The sequence below is a fragment of the Streptomyces sp. NPDC003284 genome, assembly GCF_053589675.1.
In genome coordinates this window covers 156,018-173,890 of record NZ_JBSFSI010000006.1, presented here as the reverse complement: position 1 = coordinate 173,890, position 17,873 = coordinate 156,018, and the positions used below count along the sequence as shown (strand labels likewise).

Annotated in this window: 16 protein-coding genes and 6 tRNA genes; 13 read left to right on the top strand and 9 right to left on the bottom strand. The window is 75.3% G+C overall.

Going from position 1 to position 17,873, the window contains the following annotated elements:
- Window positions 1–13 precede the first annotated feature (13 nt).
- The 3 genes from cobT (at window position 14) to ACWDYF_RS15605 (ending at window position 6,331) form a co-directional block, all read left to right on the top strand.
- Window positions 14–4,039, top strand: coding sequence for a nicotinate-nucleotide--dimethylbenzimidazole phosphoribosyltransferase (gene cobT / locus ACWDYF_RS15615; protein ID WP_389464150.1), 4,026 nt, complete (start codon window positions 14–16; stop codon window positions 4,037–4,039).
- Window positions 4,040–4,236: 197 nt separating this feature from the next.
- Window positions 4,237–5,469, top strand: coding sequence for a uroporphyrinogen-III C-methyltransferase (gene cobA, locus ACWDYF_RS15610; RefSeq protein ID WP_381737054.1), 1,233 nt, complete (start codon window positions 4,237–4,239; stop codon window positions 5,467–5,469).
- 43 nt (window positions 5,470–5,512) lie between these two features.
- A complete protein-coding gene (locus tag ACWDYF_RS15605) occupies window positions 5,513–6,331 on the top strand; it encodes a TrmH family RNA methyltransferase (RefSeq protein WP_381737055.1) in 819 nt (272 codons plus the stop codon).
- Window positions 6,332–6,413: 82 nt separating this feature from the next.
- Here the strand turns inward: ACWDYF_RS15605 and ACWDYF_RS15600 are convergent, their stop codons facing one another.
- Window positions 6,414–7,886: a serine/threonine-protein kinase gene (locus ACWDYF_RS15600; protein WP_389464152.1), complete on the bottom strand. Its 1,473-nt coding sequence runs from the start codon at window positions 7,884–7,886 to the stop codon at window positions 6,414–6,416.
- A gap of 589 nt (window positions 7,887–8,475) precedes the next feature.
- Between ACWDYF_RS15600 and ACWDYF_RS15595 the strand changes: the two genes are divergently transcribed.
- The 3 genes from ACWDYF_RS15595 (at window position 8,476) to ACWDYF_RS15585 (ending at window position 10,382) form a co-directional block, all read left to right on the top strand.
- Window positions 8,476–8,670, top strand: coding sequence for a hypothetical protein (locus tag ACWDYF_RS15595; protein ID WP_389464154.1), 195 nt, complete (start codon window positions 8,476–8,478; stop codon window positions 8,668–8,670).
- 374 nt (window positions 8,671–9,044) lie between these two features.
- Entirely contained in the window at window positions 9,045–10,001 is a 957-nt protein-coding gene (locus ACWDYF_RS15590; protein ID WP_389464156.1) for a phosphotransferase family protein, read from the top strand.
- Window positions 10,002–10,082: 81 nt separating this feature from the next.
- Window positions 10,083–10,382, top strand: coding sequence for a TFIIB-type zinc ribbon-containing protein (locus ACWDYF_RS15585; RefSeq protein ID WP_389464158.1), 300 nt, complete (start codon window positions 10,083–10,085; stop codon window positions 10,380–10,382).
- Between the two features lie 56 nt (window positions 10,383–10,438).
- On the opposite strand, the gene ACWDYF_RS15580 is transcribed toward ACWDYF_RS15585, so the two are convergent.
- From ACWDYF_RS15580 to ACWDYF_RS15560, 5 genes are all read right to left on the bottom strand, one after another.
- Window positions 10,439–10,510, bottom strand: a tRNA-Val gene (locus ACWDYF_RS15580).
- Between the two features lie 34 nt (window positions 10,511–10,544).
- A tRNA-Val gene (locus ACWDYF_RS15575) sits at window positions 10,545–10,616 on the bottom strand.
- A gap of 36 nt (window positions 10,617–10,652) precedes the next feature.
- Window positions 10,653–10,724, bottom strand: a tRNA-Val gene (locus tag ACWDYF_RS15570).
- A gap of 1 nt (window position 10,725) precedes the next feature.
- Window positions 10,726–10,799: transfer RNA gene (locus tag ACWDYF_RS15565), tRNA-Cys, on the bottom strand.
- A gap of 37 nt (window positions 10,800–10,836) precedes the next feature.
- Window positions 10,837–10,909 (bottom strand) — tRNA-Gly (locus ACWDYF_RS15560).
- Window positions 10,910–11,086: 177 nt separating this feature from the next.
- Between ACWDYF_RS15560 and ACWDYF_RS15555 the strand changes: the two genes are divergently transcribed.
- From ACWDYF_RS15555 to ACWDYF_RS15545, 3 genes are all read left to right on the top strand, one after another.
- Window positions 11,087–12,151: a chorismate-binding protein gene (locus ACWDYF_RS15555; RefSeq protein WP_381737058.1), complete on the top strand. Its 1,065-nt coding sequence runs from the start codon at window positions 11,087–11,089 to the stop codon at window positions 12,149–12,151.
- Window positions 12,148–12,969 (top strand): aminotransferase class IV, encoded by an 822-nt coding sequence (locus ACWDYF_RS15550; RefSeq protein ID WP_389464159.1) that lies wholly within the window; start codon window positions 12,148–12,150, stop codon window positions 12,967–12,969. Before ACWDYF_RS15555 ends, ACWDYF_RS15550 begins: the two co-directional genes overlap by 4 nt.
- An 80-nt stretch (window positions 12,970–13,049) precedes the next feature.
- A complete protein-coding gene (locus tag ACWDYF_RS15545; protein WP_389464161.1) occupies window positions 13,050–13,874 on the top strand; it encodes a GNAT family N-acetyltransferase in 825 nt (274 codons plus the stop codon).
- Between the two features lie 62 nt (window positions 13,875–13,936).
- Here the strand turns inward: ACWDYF_RS15545 and ACWDYF_RS15540 are convergent, their stop codons facing one another.
- Window positions 13,937–14,476 carry a DsbA family protein gene (locus tag ACWDYF_RS15540; RefSeq protein ID WP_037896568.1) on the bottom strand — a complete coding sequence of 180 codons (540 nt, stop codon included), beginning with the start codon at window positions 14,474–14,476 and terminating at the stop codon, window positions 13,937–13,939.
- 256 nt (window positions 14,477–14,732) lie between these two features.
- Here ACWDYF_RS15540 and ACWDYF_RS15535 point away from each other — a divergent pair, with 256 nt between their 5' ends.
- Entirely contained in the window at window positions 14,733–15,191 is a 459-nt protein-coding gene (locus ACWDYF_RS15535) for a hypothetical protein (protein WP_389464163.1), read from the top strand.
- A gap of 139 nt (window positions 15,192–15,330) precedes the next feature.
- Entirely contained in the window at window positions 15,331–15,483 is a 153-nt protein-coding gene (locus ACWDYF_RS15530) for a hypothetical protein (RefSeq protein ID WP_018570251.1), read from the top strand.
- A 62-nt stretch (window positions 15,484–15,545) separates the two neighbouring features.
- Here ACWDYF_RS15530 and ACWDYF_RS15525 read toward each other — a convergent pair whose 3' ends face one another.
- Both ACWDYF_RS15525 and ACWDYF_RS15520 read right to left on the bottom strand, forming a co-directional pair.
- Entirely contained in the window at window positions 15,546–16,106 is a 561-nt protein-coding gene (locus ACWDYF_RS15525) for a CGNR zinc finger domain-containing protein (RefSeq protein WP_064531712.1), read from the bottom strand.
- Window positions 16,107–16,367: 261 nt separating this feature from the next.
- Complete coding sequence (locus ACWDYF_RS15520; RefSeq protein ID WP_004002642.1) at window positions 16,368–16,781, bottom strand: SsgA family sporulation/cell division regulator; 414 nt, start codon at window positions 16,779–16,781, stop codon at window positions 16,368–16,370.
- A 247-nt stretch (window positions 16,782–17,028) separates the two neighbouring features.
- Here ACWDYF_RS15520 and ACWDYF_RS15515 point away from each other — a divergent pair, with 247 nt between their 5' ends.
- On the top strand, window positions 17,029–17,472 hold the full coding sequence (locus ACWDYF_RS15515; RefSeq protein WP_389464165.1) for a TIGR02611 family protein: 444 nt from the start codon (window positions 17,029–17,031) through the stop codon (window positions 17,470–17,472).
- Window positions 17,473–17,585: 113 nt separating this feature from the next.
- Window positions 17,586–17,657, top strand: a tRNA-Val gene (locus ACWDYF_RS15510).
- Window positions 17,658–17,873: the final 216 nt, after the last annotated feature.

The window sequence follows — 17,873 nt, the reverse complement described above, 5'->3', positions numbered from 1 at the left end:
GCGAGGGGTACGCATGACCGACACCGGCCAGGTCCCGGGCGAGGGACTGCCGGAGAGCGCAGGCATGGTGGAACAGCCGGGCGTCCCCGCACACGGCGCGTACACCTACCTCTCCGAGTCTCCCGCCGAGGACGAAGACCTGCTGCTGCCGGGCTCCCAGGGCGCGTGGGGCAACGAAGTGCCCCCGCCCGCCCCGGAACCGGTCGTCGAGGCCGTCCACCAGCCGGGCCCGCACGAGACGTCCGGCCGCGACAGCGGCTCGGTCGACCTGAGCGGCGTCCTGCACCCCGCCCCCCTGGCGACCCAGCCGGCCGCCCCGGCACCGGCCCCGCGCCGGCCGCTGCACCTCGGCCCGCCGACCCCCGACGCCTCCGCCAGCCCGGTGCGCTCGCTGGCCGACCGCGGCCCGGCCGACGCGCCGGTCCGGCAGCCCGGCCCGGCCCCCGCTGTTCCGGGACCCGAGTACCTCGACGCGGCGCAGGCGGCTCCGGCCCCCGCCGTGAGCCTGCACGGCGCCCCGCAGGGCGCCGCCCCCTGGGGCGCCCCGGCCGCGCCCACCGCCGCTCCTACGGCACCGCAGGCGCCCGCGGCGGCCCCCGCCGGTGACACGGTCGCTCCGGACGCCGAGCCGGTCGGCCCGGCCCAGGCCGCCGTCGCCCGGCTCACCGCCCAGGCGGGCGCACCAGCCCCGGACGCCGCCGCGGAGGCGGGGCACGCCCCCGAGGCGCAGCAGCCGGAACAGCACGGACCCACCGAACAGCACGAGGCAGCGGCCGGGGCGGCGCCCGAGCCCGTCGCCGTCACGCCGGGTCCCGGCGCGGAACCGGCGCCCGAGGGCGAGCCCGCGTCCGTACCGGAGTCTCCCGGGGCCGCCGAGGACACCGCCGCCGAGGGCGTACCGGCGCAGGAGGCCGTCGCCGTCCCCGCCGGGACGGACCCCGCCGCGCCGGACGCACAGGTCCGGACGACCGGTCAGGCACCCGAGCCCGCCGGGACCGAGGAGGCCGCGCAGCCTCAGCAGCCGGCCGAGGCCCAGCAGGACGAGACGCAGCAGGCCGCGCCCGCCGCTCTGGTGGCGGACAGCGTGCCCGCGCCCGAAGCGGCGGCCGGGCAGCCTGCGCTCGACGAGCCCGCCGTGCCCGAGCAGACCGCTGTACCCGAGCAGGCCGCCGTGCCCGAGCCCGGTCGGCACGTAGAGGCTCCCGCCCCCGCGCCGGTGGCCGCCGCAGAGCCGGTCCCCGCGCCCGAGCAGGCGCCCGCCCCGGATCAGCCCGTCCCCGCCGAGGCGGCCCCGGAGCCCGAGCAGGCCGTCGAGCCCGCACCGGCACCGGCGCAGGCCCCGGCCGCTCCCGTCGAGGCCGAGGCCGTACCTCCGCAGGTACCGCAGCCCGGTGCTCCCGAGGCGTCCGCAGAACAGACGGCTGAGCAGACGGCAGAACAGACGGCCGAGCACACGGCCGAGCAGGAACAGCCGGTCACGGCCCCCGCCCCGCAGCCCGCCGATGCCGCCACCCCGAACCCGGAAGCCGAGACCGGCGCCCAGACCCCGGAAGCCCGGATCCCCGAGGCAGCCGAGGCGCCTGAGGACACCCAGGCGCCCGAAGCCGTCGACGGACCCCCGCAGCCGGTCCCCGCCCCCGAGGAGACCGCCCAGGTCCAGGCCCCGGCCGACGCCTCCGCCGTCGCGCCCACCGCCCGACCGGACCAGGCCCAGGCCGCCCCGGTCGCCGACGCCCCGGCTCCCGGGGCCGTCACCGAGCCGGTCACCCCCGAGGCGCCCGCCGTGCCTGAGGCCCAGGCAGTGCCTCAGACACCGGAAGCCTCCCAGGCCCCGGAACCCACCCAGGCTTCGGAACCCGACGCCGCCCCCACCGCAGAGGCCCCGGCCCCGGCCCCGGATGTCCAGCTCCCGTCCACCGGTGAACCCGAGTCCCTGTCGGCCGCCCCCCACGCCGAACAGCCCCCCGCCGCCCCGCAGCAGCCGCCCGTCGCCGCCCCGGAGCAGGAAGCGACCGCTGCGGCGCAGCCGGTCCAGGTGCCGGTTCCGCAGCCTGTCGCCGAGATCCCGCAGGAACCCGTGGTGGCGGTCCCGGCACCCCGTTCCGGTGACACCGAGCCCGTGGCCACCGCCGCCCCCGCCGAGCCCGACCCCGAGGTGGTCCAGCAGGCGGACGACCTGGAGACCCGGGGCGCCGGTCAGGAAGAACACGAGGAGCACGAGCACCGGGCTGCCGAGGTCGCCGAGGCCGCCGAGGGGCAGCCGGAGGACGGCCCCGCCCCCGAGGCGGAGGCCCCCCGGCACGTGGGACCGGCCGCGCCCGGCTACGACGACGCCGAGCGCGAGGCCGTGCTCAAGGTGATGCGCGAACGCCGCGACATCCGCAACGGCTTCCGCGACGACCCCATCCCCCACGAGGTGCTGCTCCGGGTGCTGGAGGCGGCCCACACCGCGCCCAGCGTCGGCCACTCCCAGCCCTGGGACTTCGTCGTCATCCGCTCCGCCGACACCCGCCGGGCGATGCACGAACTGGCCGAGCGGCAGCGCGAGGCGTACGCCAAGTCGCTGCCCAAGGGCCGCGCCAAGCAGTTCAAGGAACTGAAGATCGAGGCCATCCTCGACACCCCGGTGAACATCGTCGTCACCGCCGACCCCACCCGCGGCGGACGGCACACCCTGGGCCGCCACACCCAGCCGCAGATGGCGCCGTACTCCGCCGCGCTCGCCGTGGAGAACCTGTGGCTCGCCGCCCGCGCCGAGGGCCTGGGCGTCGGCTGGGTCAGCTTCTTCGACGAGCGGGAGATGGTCCGCACCCTCGGCCTGCCCGAGCACCTGGAGGTCATCGCCTACCTGTGCGTCGGGTACGTCGACGAGTTCCCGGACGAGCCCGAGCTGATGCAGGCCGGCTGGTCCAAGCGGCGCCCGCTGTCCTGGGTGGTGCACGAGGAGACGTACGGGCGGCGCGCGCTGCCCGGCGAGGACCCGCACGACCTGCTCGCCGAGACCGTCGCGCAGATCCGGCCGCTGGACGCCAAGGCGCTCGGCGAGGCATGGGAGCGGCAGAAGCGCATGACCAAACCGGCCGGTGCGCTCGGCATGCTGGAGATCATCTCGGCCCAGCTGTCCGGCCTGTCCCGGCAGTGCCCGCCGCCGATCCCGGAGCCCGCGGCCGTCGCCGTCTTCGCCGGTGACCACGGGGTGCACGCCCAGGGCGTCACGCCCTGGCCGCAGGAGGTCACCGCCCAGATGGTGGCGAACTTCCTCGGCGGGGGAGCGGTCTGCAACGCCTTCGCCAACCAGGTGGGCGCCGAGGTCTGTGTGGTCGACGTGGGCGTCGCCGCCGACCTCCCGGCCACCCCGGGCCTGCTGCCCCGCAAGGTGCGCGCGGGCACGTCCGACATGACCACCGGGCCCGCCATGACCCGCGAGGAGGCCAAGAAGGCCATCGAGGTCGGCATCGAGACCGCCCGCGACCTGGTGGCGGCCGGCAACAAGGCGCTGCTCACCGGCGAGATGGGCATTGCCAACACCACCGCCTCGGCCGCCCTCATCTCGGTCTACACCGGCGTCGACCCCGCCGAGGTCACCGGCCGGGGCACCGGCATCAACGACGAGACGCTGGCCCACAAGACCGAGGTGGTCCGCCGCGCCCTCGACGTGCACCGGCCCGACCCGGCCGACCCGATCGGCGTGCTCGCCGCGATCGGCGGCTTCGAGCACGCGGCCATCGTCGGTCTGCTGCTGGGCGGCGCGTCGCTGCGTACGCCGGTGATCCTTGACGGGGTCAGCGCGGGCGCCGCCGCCCTGGTGGCCCGCGCCATCGCCCCGGAGGTGCTGGCCGCCTGCATCGCCGGGCACCGCAGCGCCGAACCGGGCCATGTCGCCGCCCTCAACAAGCTCGGTCTGCGCCCCCTGGTCGACCTGGACCTGCGTCTGGGCGAGGGCACGGGCGCGCTGCTCGCGCTGCCGCTGGTGCAGAGCACGGCGCGGGCGATGCACGAGGTGGCGACGTTCGACTCGGCGGGCGTCACCGAGAAGTGACCCGGGAGTCCTGAGCCGGGCGGGTACGCGGCCCCTGCGTACCCCCCGGCCCCGCCGTACCCTGAACCCACGGTTAAAATCCGCACGTCAGGGCCGCTCCGGAGCCGTAGCGCCCGTCACCGTCGCACCGCTTCGACCGCATCCCCACGTCGCCCACCGCCGCCGCGACCGCCGTCCGGACGAGGAGCCGCACCACCATGGCCGAACACCCCGCCTACCCCGTAGGACTCCGCCTGTCCGGCCGCCGCGTGGTCGTCCTCGGCGGCGGCCAGGTCGCCCAGCGCCGGTTGCCGGCCCTCATCGCGGCCGGTGCGGACGTCCTTCTGGTCTCGCCCGCGGCCACGGCCTCCGTGGAGGCGATGGCGGACGCCGGTGAGCTCTCCTGGCTGCGGCGCCCGTACCAGGACGGCGACCTCGCCGACGCCTGGTACGCGCTGATCGCCACCAGTGACCACGACGCCAACACCCGGGCCTCCGCCGAGGCCGAACGGGCACGCGTGTGGTGCGTACGCGCCGACGACGCCGACGCGGCGACCGCCTGGACCCCGGCCACCGGCCACAGCGAGGGCGTCACCGTGGCCGTGCTCACCACCCGGGCCAGCGGACGCGACCCCCGGCACACCGCCGCCGTCCGTGACGCCGTCGTCGAGGGACTGCGCGACGGCACCCTGGTCGCCCCGCACCACCGCACCCGCACCCCCGGCGTCGCGCTGGTCGGCGGCGGCCCCGGCGACCCGGACCTGATCACGGTGCGCGGGCGCCGGCTGCTCGCCGAGGCGGACGTCGTCATCGCCGACCGGCTCGGCCCCCGCGACCTGCTGGCCGAACTCCCGCCGCACGTCGAGGTGATCGACGCCGCGAAGATCCCCTACGGCCGCTCCATGGCCCAGGAGGCCATCAACGACGCGCTCGTCGAGCACGCCAAGCAGGGCAAGTCGGTGGTCCGGCTCAAGGGCGGCGACCCGTACGTCTTCGGCCGGGGCATGGAGGAGGTCATCGCGCTCACCGAGGCGGGGATCCCGTGCACGGTGGTGCCGGGCATCTCCAGTTCCGTCTCGGTGCCGGGCGCGGCGGGCATCCCGGTCACGCACCGCGGCGTCGCCCATGAGTTCACCGTGGTCAGCGGGCATGTGGCGCCCGACGACCCGCGCTCCCTGGTCGACTGGGCCAGCCTGGCGAAGCTCACCGGCACCCTCGTGATCCTCATGGGCGTCGACAAGATAGGCAGGATCGCCGAGACCCTGGTGGCCCACGGCAAGTCCCCCGACACCCCGGTCGCCCTCGTCCAGGAGGGCACCACCGCCGCCCAGCGCCGCGTCGACGCGACCCTCGCGACCGTCGCCGGGACCGTACGCGCCCAGGACGTGCGCCCGCCGGCCGTCATCGTCGTCGGCCCGGTCGTCACGGTCGGCCCCGCCCCCGCCGCCTGACGGCACCCTCTCCCACCGCACCAGGACAAGGCAGCAGCTCCCCGTGGCCGAACTCATCACCGTCGACGACCCCGCCGACCCCCGCCTGCACGACTACACCGGCCTGACCGACGTGGAGCTGCGCCGTCGGCGCGAACCCGCCGAGGGCCTGTTCATCGCCGAGGGCGAGAAGGTCATCCGCCGGGCCGCCGAGGCCGGGTACGAGATGCGCTCGATGCTGCTGTCCGCCAAGTGGGCCGACGCCCTGCGCGACGTCCTCGACACGCTCGACGCGCCCGTCTACGTGGTCGCCCCCGACCTGGCCGAAGAGGTCACCGGCTACCACGTGCACCGGGGCGCGCTGGCCTCCATGCGGCGCAAGCCGCTGCCCGCCGCCGCCGACCTCCTGGCCACCGCCCGCCGGGTCGCGGTCATGGAGGCGGTCAACGACCACACCAACATCGGCGCGATCTTCCGTTCGGCCGCCGCCCTCGGCATGGACGCGGTACTGCTCTCGCCGGACTGCGCCGACCCGCTCTACCGCCGCAGCGTCAAGGTCTCGATGGGCGCCGTCTTCTCCGTGCCGTACGCCCGCCTCGACACCTGGCCGCAGGGTCTTGACGCGGTCCGCGAGGCCGGTTTCGCCCTGCTCGCGCTCACCCCCGACGCACAGGCCCGCTCCCTGGACGAGACGGCCCCGCACCGGATGGAACGGGTCGCGCTGATGCTCGGCGCGGAGGGCGACGGCCTCTCCCGCCGCGCGCTGGCCGCCGCCGACACCTGGGTGCGTATCCCGATGTCCCACGGCGTCGACTCCCTGAACGTCGGCGCGGCGGCGGCCGTCGCCTTCTACGCCGTCACGGCCGGCCGCCCGGAGGCGTAGCCCGCCCGCAGGCGCAGCCCGTCAGGAGATGCGGCCCGTACGGAGTCGCGGTCCGCGCGCGACGCGTGTCGCCGGGCCGGGGTCAGTGTCCCGGTGCGGAGGCGGTCTCCGCCGCCTGCCCGTGCTGCTGCTCCACCCGTACGCCGCCGCGCTCGACGCCGAGCCCCCGGGACGGCCCCTGGCAGCCCTGGGCCGCCGCGATACCGAGCGCGACCAGCAGCGTCACCACCACGAACACGAACAGCCGCTGCCGCAGCAGCCGCGGGTTGGCCGGGCGCAGACCGGTGGACGTGCCGCGCGGGCGCGGGCGGCCGGGACCGCCGCGGGTGCCGGGACGGTTGCCGCCGCCGGGCCGGGACCCGCCCCTGGACGCCGGAACGGGCCGTCCGCCCGCCCGGGACGACGCGCCGGTGGCCCGCGGGCCGCCCCCGTCCCGGGGAGCGCCGCCCCGCCCGGCCGGGGCGCCGCCGCGCGGCGCGGGTGTCCGGGGCGCGGCAGCCTGCTGCCGCCGCTGCCCGCGCGCCTCGGGATGCCCGCCGCGCTGCTGCTCGGCCGGGCCGCCCCGCCGCTGCTCGGAGTACGGCGACCGCTGGCCCTCGGGACGGGCGGCGCGCTGCTGCTCCGGGTAGGTGGCGCGCTGCTGGTCCGGGTAGGTGTCGGCCATCCGGCCGGTGGGCCGGTCCGCCTCGGCGGCGCGCGGCGACGGCGGCCGGGGCTCGCCCAGGCCCTGCGCCTCGCGGGCGGCGATCTCCTTGAGCCGCAGCGACAGTTGGAGCGTGCTGGGCCGGTCCTCGGGATCCTTGGCCAGGCAGGCCCGCACGAGCGGGGCCAGCGCGTCGGGCACCCCCTGGAGATGCGGCTCCTCGTGCACCACGCGGTACAGCATCACCTCGGAGCTGCCGTGCCCGAACGGCGAGTCGCCCGTCGACGCGTACGCCAGCGTCGCGCCCAGCGAGAACACGTCGGTCGCCGGGGTGACGGCGGCGCCCCGCACCTGCTCCGGGGCGAGGAAGCCGGGGGAGCCGACCGCCGTGCCCACATGGGTGAGCGTCGAGGCGCCGGTCGCCCAGGCGATGCCGAAGTCGATGATCCGCGGGCCCTTGGGCGACAGCAGGATGTTGGACGGCTTCAGGTCCCGGTGCACCACACCGGCCTCGTGGACCGCGACGAGCCCCTCCGACAGGGCGGCCCCGACCGCGGCCGCCTCGGCGGCGCCCAGCGCGCCCTCGTCGGCCACCTTGTCGTGCAGGGAGGGGCCGGGCACGTACTGCGTGGCGAACCACGGCCGGTCCGCCTCCAGGTCCGCGGCCACCAGCCGGGCGGTGCAGCCGCCCCGGATCCGCCGGGCCGCCGAGACCTCGCGCGCGAACCGGGAGCGGAACTCCTGGTCCTCCGCCAGATCCGGCCGGATGACCTTCAGCGCGACCCGCTGGCCCTTCCGGTCGGAGCCGAGATAGACGACGCCCATCCCGCCCGCGCCGAGCCGTCGGTGAAGCCTGAACGAGCCGACGACGCGCGGGTCCTCGCGCCTCAGGCGCATCATCGCCATGTTCATCCCCGCTGCCCGGTCCCTGTGACGAGCCACAGCTTACGTTTCCGGGACCGCTCGCGCGCAGAGGCCGCGCCCTCTCGACCCGATCGATTGTCACTGCCGTGCGCGAGAGTTGAGGGACGGTCAGCGCACGGGCGGCCCGCCGGAGCCGCCCGCGGACAAGATCCCAACCGCCCGCGCCGACAGGGGGGTTGGAGATCACGGAGGCCGCCCGCCGGTCCCGGCCGGGACCGCGCGGGAGACGGCCGGGAGGGACCGTGCGGCGTCGTGGCGGGCGGTCGGACGGCGGGCGCACGCGGGGGTCCGGCCCCACCCGGAAGTGAGCGATGTCACCGTCCGTGTCCGGAAATGCCGGGCAGTCCGGGCACCCTCTCCGGGATGACCCGGAGACGGAGGAGGACGTCTCCACCCAGGGGAGTACGCCCCCGGGCACGGCTCATCCTCCGGGAGGCCCGCCAATCGGTACGAGGGCATGACGCCCTGCATCCGCCCCGCCCCTAGATTTGAGGTCAAGCGGCGGGTGCAGCACTCGTCCCCCGAGGTCAGACACCCGCCGCTGCCGATGACAACCGAGACGGTCAGGAGAGGGACCATGGCCCACACGGCACCGCGGACCGCGTTCCGCTTCCCGGGACGCTTCACGCGCCCCCGCCGCACGGGCCGTCGCCACCCACTGGTGGCGACCGTGATGGCCCTTCCCCTGGCGGCCCTGCTCCTGCTCGTCTTCGACGGGTGGGACACCGTGGCCACACAGGCGTCGTCCGTGGGAGTGATGCTGGGGCGCTGAGCGGCGCCCCAGGCCCGGAAGAGCGGTCCGGGCGGGGACATCCACCCATGAAACCCCGTGGGGACGGGGGTGCGGCGGACGGCAGAATGCCGGCGCAGCTGGGGAGCTGCGCCGGCATTGCCGTGTCCGGCCCCGCCCGCCCGCGGGCCACACCCACCGGCCTCACTCGCGGGCCTCACCCGCGGACCCGCCCCCCGGACCCTCGGACACCGCCCGCGGCTCCCGCCCGGCCCGGCGCCCCCGCCCGCGACACCAACCCGTAGGCTCACCGCCCGACACCGCACCCGTACGCCTGTCCGGACACGGTGCCCGGCCGCCGTACCCGGACACGGTGCCCGACGCCGCGCCCGGCCGCCGTACCCCAGGGGGAGCCCGTGACCGCCACCGCCGCCCCCGTCCCCGTCGGCCCGCCCCCCGCGCTGGCCGCGCAGGTCATCAGGGCCGCCCACCCCGGCGCGCCCGGCTGCGCCCGCCCGACGACCGTCCTGGCCGACCGCCCCGACGCCACGGTGGTCCGGCACTGCGGGACCGTCGCGAAGGCGCACGCACCCGGCACGGACCCCGCCGCGCTCGCCCACCGCCTGGCCCTGGCCGCCCGCCTGCCGGACATCCTGCTGCCCCCGCTCGACCCCGCTCCCGTGGCGTCGGACGACCGCCTCGTCACCTTCTGGCCGCACGGCACGCCCGTCGACCCCGAGGTCCCGGAGGCCGCGCCCTGGGAAGCCACCGCCGCACTCCTCGCCCGCCTCCACCGCAGCCCCGTACCGCCCGGACTGCCGCCCATGCGCGGCCCGGAGAAGACCGCCCGCGCCGTCGCCCGGCTGCGCGCCGCCGCCCCCGGCCACCCGGCCACCGGCCCGGTCCTGCGCGCGTGGGCCGCCCTGCCCGCCTGGGCGCGCGCCGAGGCACCCGCGCCCGGTCCTGCCGCCGTCTGCCACGGCGACCTGCACCTGGGCCAGCTCGTACGCCATCCGGTGCCCGGCGGTCCCTGGCTGCTGATCGATGTCGACGACCTCGGCACCGGAGCGCCCGCCTGGGACCTGGCCCGTCCCGCCGCCTGGTTCGCCTGCGGGCTGCTCCCGCCGGACGACTGGACCCGCTTCCTCACCGCCTACCGGGCGGCGGGCGGCCCCGCCGTGCCGCCCGACGGCGACCCGTGGGCGGCCCTGGACACCGCCGCCCGCGCCCTGACCGTGCAGAGCGCCGCACGGGCCGTCGCCAAGGCGGCGGCGGCCGGCCGCGCCCTGGACGAGGTGGAGCGGGCCGTGGTCGACGCCTGCGGCCGAATGGCGCCGCCGCCCGGCGAGTTGACGGGCGGAGCGCACCAGTAGGGTGCAACCGACCGCGGCCGGACGGAGTCTGTCCAGGCGGTACCCCGAAGCAGGACCCACCGGTGAGGAGTTGAGCCGAGCATGCAGTGTCCGAAGTGCCACGCGCCGATGCACACCTACAACCGCAACGGCATCCAGATCGAGCAGTGCAGCGGCTGCCGCGGCATCTTCCTCGACTACGGCGAGCTGGAGGCACTGACCCGCCTGGAGTCCCAGTGGGCGCAGCCCGCCCCGCCGCCGCCCGCCCCGCAGGGCTACCCGGCCCCGCAGGCGTACCCGGCCCCGCCCGCCCCGGCCTGGGGCGCGCCGCACGGCGGCCACGGGCACTACGGACACGGCCACAAGCGCAAGAGCTTCGGCCACATGCTCTTCTCCAGCTGAGCCCCGGCACGCGAAAGCCCCCGGCCGTACGGAACGGCCGGGGGCTTGCTGCGGTGTGGACGATACTGGGATTGAACCAGTGACCTCTTCCGTGTCAGGGAAGCGCTCTCCCGCTGAGCTAATCGTCCTCGGGACCGTGACCGAAGGGTCACGGGCGGTGCGTGCGCGATACTGGGATTGAACCAGTGACCTCTTCCGTGTCAGGGAAGCGCTCTCCCGCTGAGCTAATCGCGCGGGTCGGGACCTCGCCGTACGAGACGGCCGGTCCAGTGGACGATACTGGGATTGAACCAGTGACCTCTTCCGTGTCAGGGAAGCGCTCTCCCGCTGAGCTAATCGTCCTTGGAGGTGGAGACGGGATTTGAACCCGTGTAGACGGCTTTGCAGGCCGTTGCCTCGCCTCTCGGCCACTCCACCAGGAGTGCAGGGGACCGGGAGTCCCCTCTTTCCTGCGAGCGGACGACGAGGCTCGAACTCGCGACCTCAACCTTGGCAAGGTTGCGCTCTACCAACTGAGCTACGTCCGCCTGTCGGTGCGGTCCGCTTGCGCGTCCCGGCGACGTGTTGAACTCTAGCGGATTCCCGGGCCAGTACAAAAACGCGTTTGCGCAGCGTGCTGCGGTGCGTCCCCCCGAGGACCTGGTCAGGCCCCCCGCAGGACACGCACGGGCCATCCGGTGGACACCGGTCCTAGACTCGGTGCCGTGCTCGACCTGCCTCCTCTGGCGCGCTTCGGCGACCGCCTCGCCACCGGCCTGACCGATGTCACCGACGACCCCGCGGCCCTGGACTCCACCGGCTTCTGGGCGGTCGCCGCCGACTACGAGGGCCGTCTGACCTGCGCCCGCTTCAGCGACGTACGGCACGCGCCCGTGCCCGCCCCGGTGCCCGGCGCCTGGCGCGGACCGGCCGCCGCCGACTGGACCTCCTCGCTCGACCGCCGCGCGTACACCGCCGGCGTGCGCCGGGTGCGCGAGCACATCGCGGCCGGCGAGGTCTACCAGGTGAACCTCTGCCGGGTGCTGTCCGCGCCGGTCCGCCCCGACGCCGACGTGGACGCGCTCACCGCCGTCCTGGCCCGCGGCAACCCGGCCCCGTACGCCGGAACGATTCGCCTGCCGGAGCACGGTGTGGAGATCGCCACCGCCTCCCCGGAGCTGTTCCTGCGCCGCGCGGGCCGCACCGCCGAGTCGGGCCCGATCAAGGGCACCGCCCGCACCGAGGACGAACTCCTCGACAAGGACCACGCCGAGAACGTGATGATCGTGGACCTGGTCCGCAACGACCTGGGCCGGGTCTGCACCACCGGCAGCGTCACCGTCCCCGACCTGTGCGCCGTCGAGAAGCACCCGGGCCTGGTCCACCTCGTCTCCACCGTCCGCGGTGAACTGCGCCCCGGCACCGGCTGGCCCGGACTGCTCGCCGCCGCCTTCCCGGCCGGTTCGATCACCGGCGCCCCCAAGTCGAGCGCCCTGCGGATCATCGACGCCCTGGAGACCGCGCCCCGCGGACCGTACTGCGGCGGCATCGGCTGGGTCGACGCCGACCGGGGCACCGGTGAACTGGCCGTCGGCATCCGCACCTTCTGGATCGACCGGCCCGGCGGCGGCGCCGGAACGGGCGCCGTGCTGCGCTTCGGCGCGGGCGCCGGCATCACCTGGGACTCCGATCCCGAGGGGGAGTGGCGGGAGACCGAACTGAAGGCGGCCCGGCTGCTCGCGGTAGCGTCGGGCACCCACGAGCACGGCGGAGAGGACACGGCACTGTGAAGGTATGGCTCGACGGCGCACTGCGGGACCTGGAGTCCGCGCGCGTCTCCGCCCTGGACCACGGGCTGACCGTGGGCGACGGCGTCTTCGAGACGGTCAGGGCCACCGACGGGAAGCCGTTCGCGCTCACCCGCCATCTGGACCGGCTGACCCGCTCGGCCCGCGGCCTCGGGCTGCCCGGCCCGGACCTCGACGAGGTCCGCCGCGCCTGCGCCGCCGTCCTCGGCGCCCACCCCGTGCCGCTCGGCCGGCTGCGCATCACCTACACCGGCGGCCACGGCCCCCTCGGCTCCGACCGGGGCGAGCACCCGCCCACCCTCGTCGTCGCCCTCGGGGAGGCCGCCCGCCGCCCCGACTCCACCGCCGCCGTCACCGTCCCCTTCACCCGCAACGAACGCGGCGCCCTCACCGGCCTGAAGACCACCTCCTACGCGGAGAACGTCGTCGCCCTCGCCCGCGCCCGCGCCGAGGGCGCCTCCGAGGCCCTGTTCGGCAACACCGTCGGACAGCTCTGCGAGGGCACCGGGTCCAACGTCTTCGTCGTCCTCGACGGCGAGATCCACACCCCGCCGCTCGCCTCCGGCTGCCTCGCCGGTGTCACCCGCGCGCTCGTCCTCGACTGGACCGGGGCCCGCGAGAGCGACCTGCCGCTCGACGTCCTGGACCGCGCCGAGGAGGTCTTCCTCACCTCCACCCTGCGCGACGTGCAGGCCGTCCACCGTGTCGACGGCCGCGCGCTGCCCGGCACGGCGGGCCCGGTGACGGCCAAGGCCATGCGGATCTTCGACGAGCGGTCAGGCGACGACCTCGACCCGTGACCGGGCGGCGGCCGCGGGACATCGCGCACGTCGTGGAAAAAGAGCTGACGCGGGCCGCCGGGGCGGGTAGAAATCCCCTGATGACCACCACCCTGCGGCCCACCGAGCCGCTCCAGCAGCACCCCGACGGAACCCGCTCGCGCCGCTACCAGGTCTGCGTGAACAGCCGCCCCGTCGGCGTGCTCCACCTGGCGACCCACCCCGTCTTCGGGCCCGCCGTCGCCCGGATCCTCGACCTGCGCATCGACGAGCCCGACCGGGGCCGGGGGCGCGGCACGGTGGCCGCGCTGGCCGCCGAGGAGGTCGCCCGCGACTGGGGCTGCCGACGCGTCGAGATCGCCGTGCCCGCCGCCGAGGAGGCCGCCCTGCGGCTCGTCGCCGCGCTCGGCTACGTCCCGCGCAACCGCGGCATGGAGAAGCGGCTCGGCGCCGCCGCGCCCGGACTGCCCGCCGGAACCCGCGGCCGGCCGCTCACGGACGCCGAGTACGGCCCGTGGCTGGAGCACGGCAAGGCCGTCTATGCGCAGAGCTGGATCGACCGCGGCGTACCGGCCGACGAGGCGCAGGCCAAGTCGGAGGCCGACCACGCCCGGCTGCTGCCCCAGGGCCCGGCCACACCGGACATGCTGATCAGCGTCCTGGAACACGAGGGCACCCCGGTCGGCACCCTGTGGGTCGCGCTCGACGAGGACAGGGCGTTCGTCTACGACGTCGAGGCCGACGCCCGCTTCCGCGGCCGGGGCCACGGCCGCTCCCTGATGCTGCTCGCCGAGGCCCAGGCCATCGCCGCGGGCCGGTCCGTCCTCGGCCTGAACGTCTTCGCCGGCAACACCCCGGCCGAGCGCCTCTACGACTCCCTCGGCTACCGCACGACCCTGCACTCCCTCTACAAGGAGCTGCCCTGACCCGCAGGGAGCTGCCCTGACCCACAGGGAGCTGTCCTGACCCCACGGCCGCGGGGGAGCGGTCAGGCCGTGTCCCGGCCGCCCCGGTCCTGCTGCGCCAGCAGCCGGTCGGCGATCTCCTCGACGCGCTCGCGCAGCCCCTCCTGGCCGGTGCCGCCGTCCAGGCGCTCGCCGCCGATCACATACGTCGGTGTGCCCGTCACCCCGATCGCCTTGCCCTCGGCCTGGTCGGCGTCCACCATCAGGATGTGCCGGCCGTCGATCAGCGCGGTGTCGAACTCCTCGGCGTCCAGGCCCAGTTCACGGGCCACCTCGACCAGCAGCGGCTCGCCCCGGCGGTCCAGCTCCGCCACCCGGGCGAGCACCGCCTCCACGTACGGCCACAGCTGCCCCTGCTCGGCGGCCTCCTCGGCGGCCTGCGCGGCGGCGAAGGCGTGCCGGTGCTTGTCCAGCGGGAAGTGCCGCAGCCGCAGCTCCAGCCGGTCGCCGTAGCGGGCGCGCAGGGCACGCAGGTCGTCCAGCGCCGTACGGCAGTCGGGGCACTGGAGCTCGCACCAGACGTCGAGGACCGGGACCGTGGATGCGGGGGAGGTGTCGCTCATGCCACCAGTCTTCCAGGCCCGCGGCGCGGCACCCAATCCCCGCCCGCCGCGACCGGCGCCCCGCCCGGCCGTCGGCCCACGCCCGGCCGGGCGCCGCCCGTGACCGGCACCTGCGGAGGAGGCGACCCGGAGATCTCCCTGATCTCGGTCCCGGACGTGGCCCGCGGCCCGGTGGCAGGTGCAGGATGGAGGGGACGAAGGGCCCGGACCGGCTGCCCCGGCCGCCCCGACCGCAGAGCACCGCCTGGAGGACCGGATGATTGCCGAGACCGTCTGTTGCGCCGTCTCCGCGGCCGGGCTGGGCATCGCCGCGGTCACCGCCTACCGCAAGCGGTTCCTCGCGGCGGCCCGGATCGCCGCCTACTCGCTGGTCCCGGTGGGCCTGGTGATGACCGGGGCCGTCGGCTGGCTGGCCCGCACCGCCTTCAGTCCCACCGCCTGGGCCGGATTCGCCCTGCTCGGCTGCGCCTGGGTGCTCTTCGCGACGACCCGCGCCGTCGAGCGCCGCCGGGGCGGCACCCGCAAGGAGCGCAGAGCGGCGGCCCGCGCCACCGCACCGGAAGCGGTGGCTCCGGCGGCCTCCGCGCCCTCCCTCGGCGGCGCCCGCAAGCCCGCCGCCCGCCCGTCCGGCGCCCAGAGCTCCCGCCCGGCCTCCGCGCCCGGCGGCGACGACTTCAGCGACATCGAGGCCATCCTCAAGAAGCACGGCATCTGACATCCGACCGACGCCGGTCCCGGAAACGATCAAGCTCGGACCCGATCCGGAGCGAAGATCACGGAATCCCGCGACGACCCGGACATTCGGTGCGTGTTGATCGCGCCGCGGGTCCTGGCTGGGTCATCATCACCGCGAGATGGTGGACACGACCCAGAGCGAGGCCGCGCCGCAGAAGGACAAGCCGCGCGGCTGCCTCTTCGCCCTATCCCAGCCACCGCTGATGATCTTCCTTGCGGTGATCGGGTGTCTGCTGCTCATGGCTGCGTTGCACGACCTGCTGCTGCTGTGAGCCGTACCGTGGTTCCTCGGCGTCACCCGCCGGGGGCCACGACCCACCGGAGCGTCCCGGGCTCAGCCCGCCGCCTCCTTGCGCCGCGCGCGGTACGCGGCCACATGCAGCCGGTTGCCGCAGGTGCGGCTGTCGCAGTAGCGCCGCGAGCGGTTGCGGGACAGGTCGACGAAGGCCCGTCGGCAGTCGGGCGCCTCGCACCGGCGCAGCCGCTCCTGCTCCCCGGCCACCACGAAGAACGCGAGCGCCATCCCGCAGTCCGCCGCCAGATGATCGGCGACCGAGGCACCGGGGGCGAAGTAGTGCACATGCCAGTCGTAGCCGTCGTGGTCCGTCAGCCGGGGCGTGGTGCCCGCCGCCGCCACCAGCTCGTTGATCATCCCGGCGGCCGTACGGGAGTCCGGGGCGGAGAAGATCCCCGCGAACCGGCCGCGGATGCGGCGCACCGCCGAGAGATCGAACTCGGAGAGCACCCCGACATCGCTCATGTCGTGCCGGCGTACGAAATCCGTCAGCGCGGCGAGATCCGCCAGCCCGTCCGGCGCCGAGTCGTCCTCCGGTGCGGTGTTCACCAGATCCACCACGGTGTCGAGCGCGCACCGGGTGTCGTGGGTGATCAGCACGTTTCGCTCCCTGGCCTGGGGATCGGGCACACGCCCGCCGATGCAGGCCGATGGTAGCGGCCCCGCCGTCACCCGAGCAGCGCACAGACACGCCACGACGGCCCCCTGCCGTCCCCTGCCGCCCCCGGACGCGCGCGAGCGCACCGGCGGCGGCCCCCGAGGGGAACCGGCGCCGGTGCGCCCTGTGTGCGGTCGTCCTGGCCCGAGCCGTCTCCCCGAGTGGACGGCAACGGGCAGCTCGAAGGGCCTCGGCGGCTACCGCTAACTCTCCGCGAGGATGTGCGACAGCTCCTGATCGAGATCGAAGTGCCGGTGTTCCGTGCCCGGGGGCACGGCCGCGTCCGTCCGCTTCAGGAAGGACTCCAGGGCCCGCGCCGGGGCCTCGAGCAGTGCCTCGCCCTCCGGAGAGCTCAGGGCGATGCACACGACGCCCTGACCATGACTGCGCGACGGCCAGACTCGGACGTCGCCGGTGCCCGTGGGACGGTGAAGCCCCTCGGCGAGGAGGTCGCGGGCGAACACCCACTCGACGGTCTCCTCGGCTCCGGTGTGGAAGGTGGCGTGCACGGCGTAGGGGTCGGCCGTGTCGTACCGCAGGCCTGCGGGGACAGGCAGGGAGGACTCGCTCGACACAACGAGGCGCAGGTGCAGCTCGCAGCTGACCGTGGTGTTCATAAGCGCCAGGGCCTTTCGCTCAGTGTGCGCTCGGGGATTCGCACGTCGGCGAAATCGACATGCCACCTACGGTGCCGTTGTAAACCCCTCTGAGGGTTTTGCCTGGCTTTACGTAACTCTTCCGGCCGAGAACCCGTTCGGGCGGTACGGCCATTCCGGTGACCGGATTCTCTCCGGTAGGTTCGGACATATGAATACGGGGAGTGACGAGCCGGCCGAGGTTGCCGCGACGCCGGACGGAGCGACGATGGAGGGGAAACCCGAAGAGGCCCGCGAGCCCCACGGCGGGGCCGGGGCGGACGAGGCGCCGGACCGCCGGGGCCTCGGGTCCCGCGCGCCGGAGTTCGTCCGGTCCCGGCGCGTGCTCCACGTCAGCTGGCAGGTCGGCGTCTTCGTCGTCGGCCTGGCGGTCGTCGTCACCGGCGTCATCCTGCTCCCGCTGCCCGGACCGGGCTGGGTGGTCATCTTCGGCGGCATGGCGATCTGGGCGACCGAGTTCGTCTGGGCCCAGCTCGTGCTGCGCTGGACCAAACGCAAGGTCACCGAGGCGGCCCAGCGGGCCCTCGACCCCAGGGTGCGCCGCCGCAACATCGCTTTGACCGTGGCCGGACTCGTGATCATCGCGGTGCTCGGCGGGATCTACCTGTGGAAGTTCGGCCTGGTCATGCCCTGGAGCATCAAGCACCAGTGACCCCGACCGGCCGCCGGTGACCGGCCCGCGAGACCTCCCGGCCCCCCGCGGAACCCTCCCGGACCCTGGTCCGGGGCACCGGCTGACATGCGGTAATGTTCTTCCTGCACCCGGGGCGATTAGCTCAGTGGAAGAGCGCTTCGTTCACACCGAAGAGGTCACTGGTTCGAACCCAGTATCGCCCACCCCGGTCCCACGGCCCGTCCCTGAACACAGGGCGGGCCGTCGGTGTATGCGCACCGATGGACGCCGATCCATGAAGGCGGACTTTCCGGTCCCGCTTTCACCGCCGCGTCCCACCACCGTGTCTCTTTCCGCCGGGAGTTCCGCGAGCGGACTCGCGATGAAAATCTCCTGACCTTTTCCAATACCCCGTCATATTCCCTCGGACGTAGGGCACA

What these genes read in the sequence shown, in the direction of transcription:
- cobT (WP_389464150.1), top strand. Translation starts at nt 14, where the DNA reads ATGACCGACACCGGCCAGGTCCCGGGCGAGGGACTGCCGGAGAGCGCA.
- cobA (WP_381737054.1), top strand. Translation starts at nt 4,237, where the DNA reads ATGGCCGAACACCCCGCCTACCCCGTAGGACTCCGCCTGTCCGGCCGC.
- ACWDYF_RS15600 (WP_389464152.1), bottom strand. Translation starts at nt 7,886, where the DNA reads ATGAACATGGCGATGATGCGCCTGAGGCGCGAGGACCCGCGCGTCGTC.
- ACWDYF_RS15595 (WP_389464154.1), top strand. Translation starts at nt 8,476, where the DNA reads ATGGCCCACACGGCACCGCGGACCGCGTTCCGCTTCCCGGGACGCTTC.
- ACWDYF_RS15585 (WP_389464158.1), top strand. Translation starts at nt 10,083, where the DNA reads ATGCAGTGTCCGAAGTGCCACGCGCCGATGCACACCTACAACCGCAAC.
- ACWDYF_RS15545 (WP_389464161.1), top strand. Translation starts at nt 13,050, where the DNA reads ATGACCACCACCCTGCGGCCCACCGAGCCGCTCCAGCAGCACCCCGAC.
- ACWDYF_RS15540 (WP_037896568.1), bottom strand. Translation starts at nt 14,476, where the DNA reads ATGAGCGACACCTCCCCCGCATCCACGGTCCCGGTCCTCGACGTCTGG.
- ACWDYF_RS15535 (WP_389464163.1), top strand. Translation starts at nt 14,733, where the DNA reads ATGATTGCCGAGACCGTCTGTTGCGCCGTCTCCGCGGCCGGGCTGGGC.
- ACWDYF_RS15530 (WP_018570251.1), top strand. Translation starts at nt 15,331, where the DNA reads ATGGTGGACACGACCCAGAGCGAGGCCGCGCCGCAGAAGGACAAGCCG.
- ACWDYF_RS15520 (WP_004002642.1), bottom strand. Translation starts at nt 16,781, where the DNA reads ATGAACACCACGGTCAGCTGCGAGCTGCACCTGCGCCTCGTTGTGTCG.
- ACWDYF_RS15515 (WP_389464165.1), top strand. Translation starts at nt 17,029, where the DNA reads ATGGAGGGGAAACCCGAAGAGGCCCGCGAGCCCCACGGCGGGGCCGGG.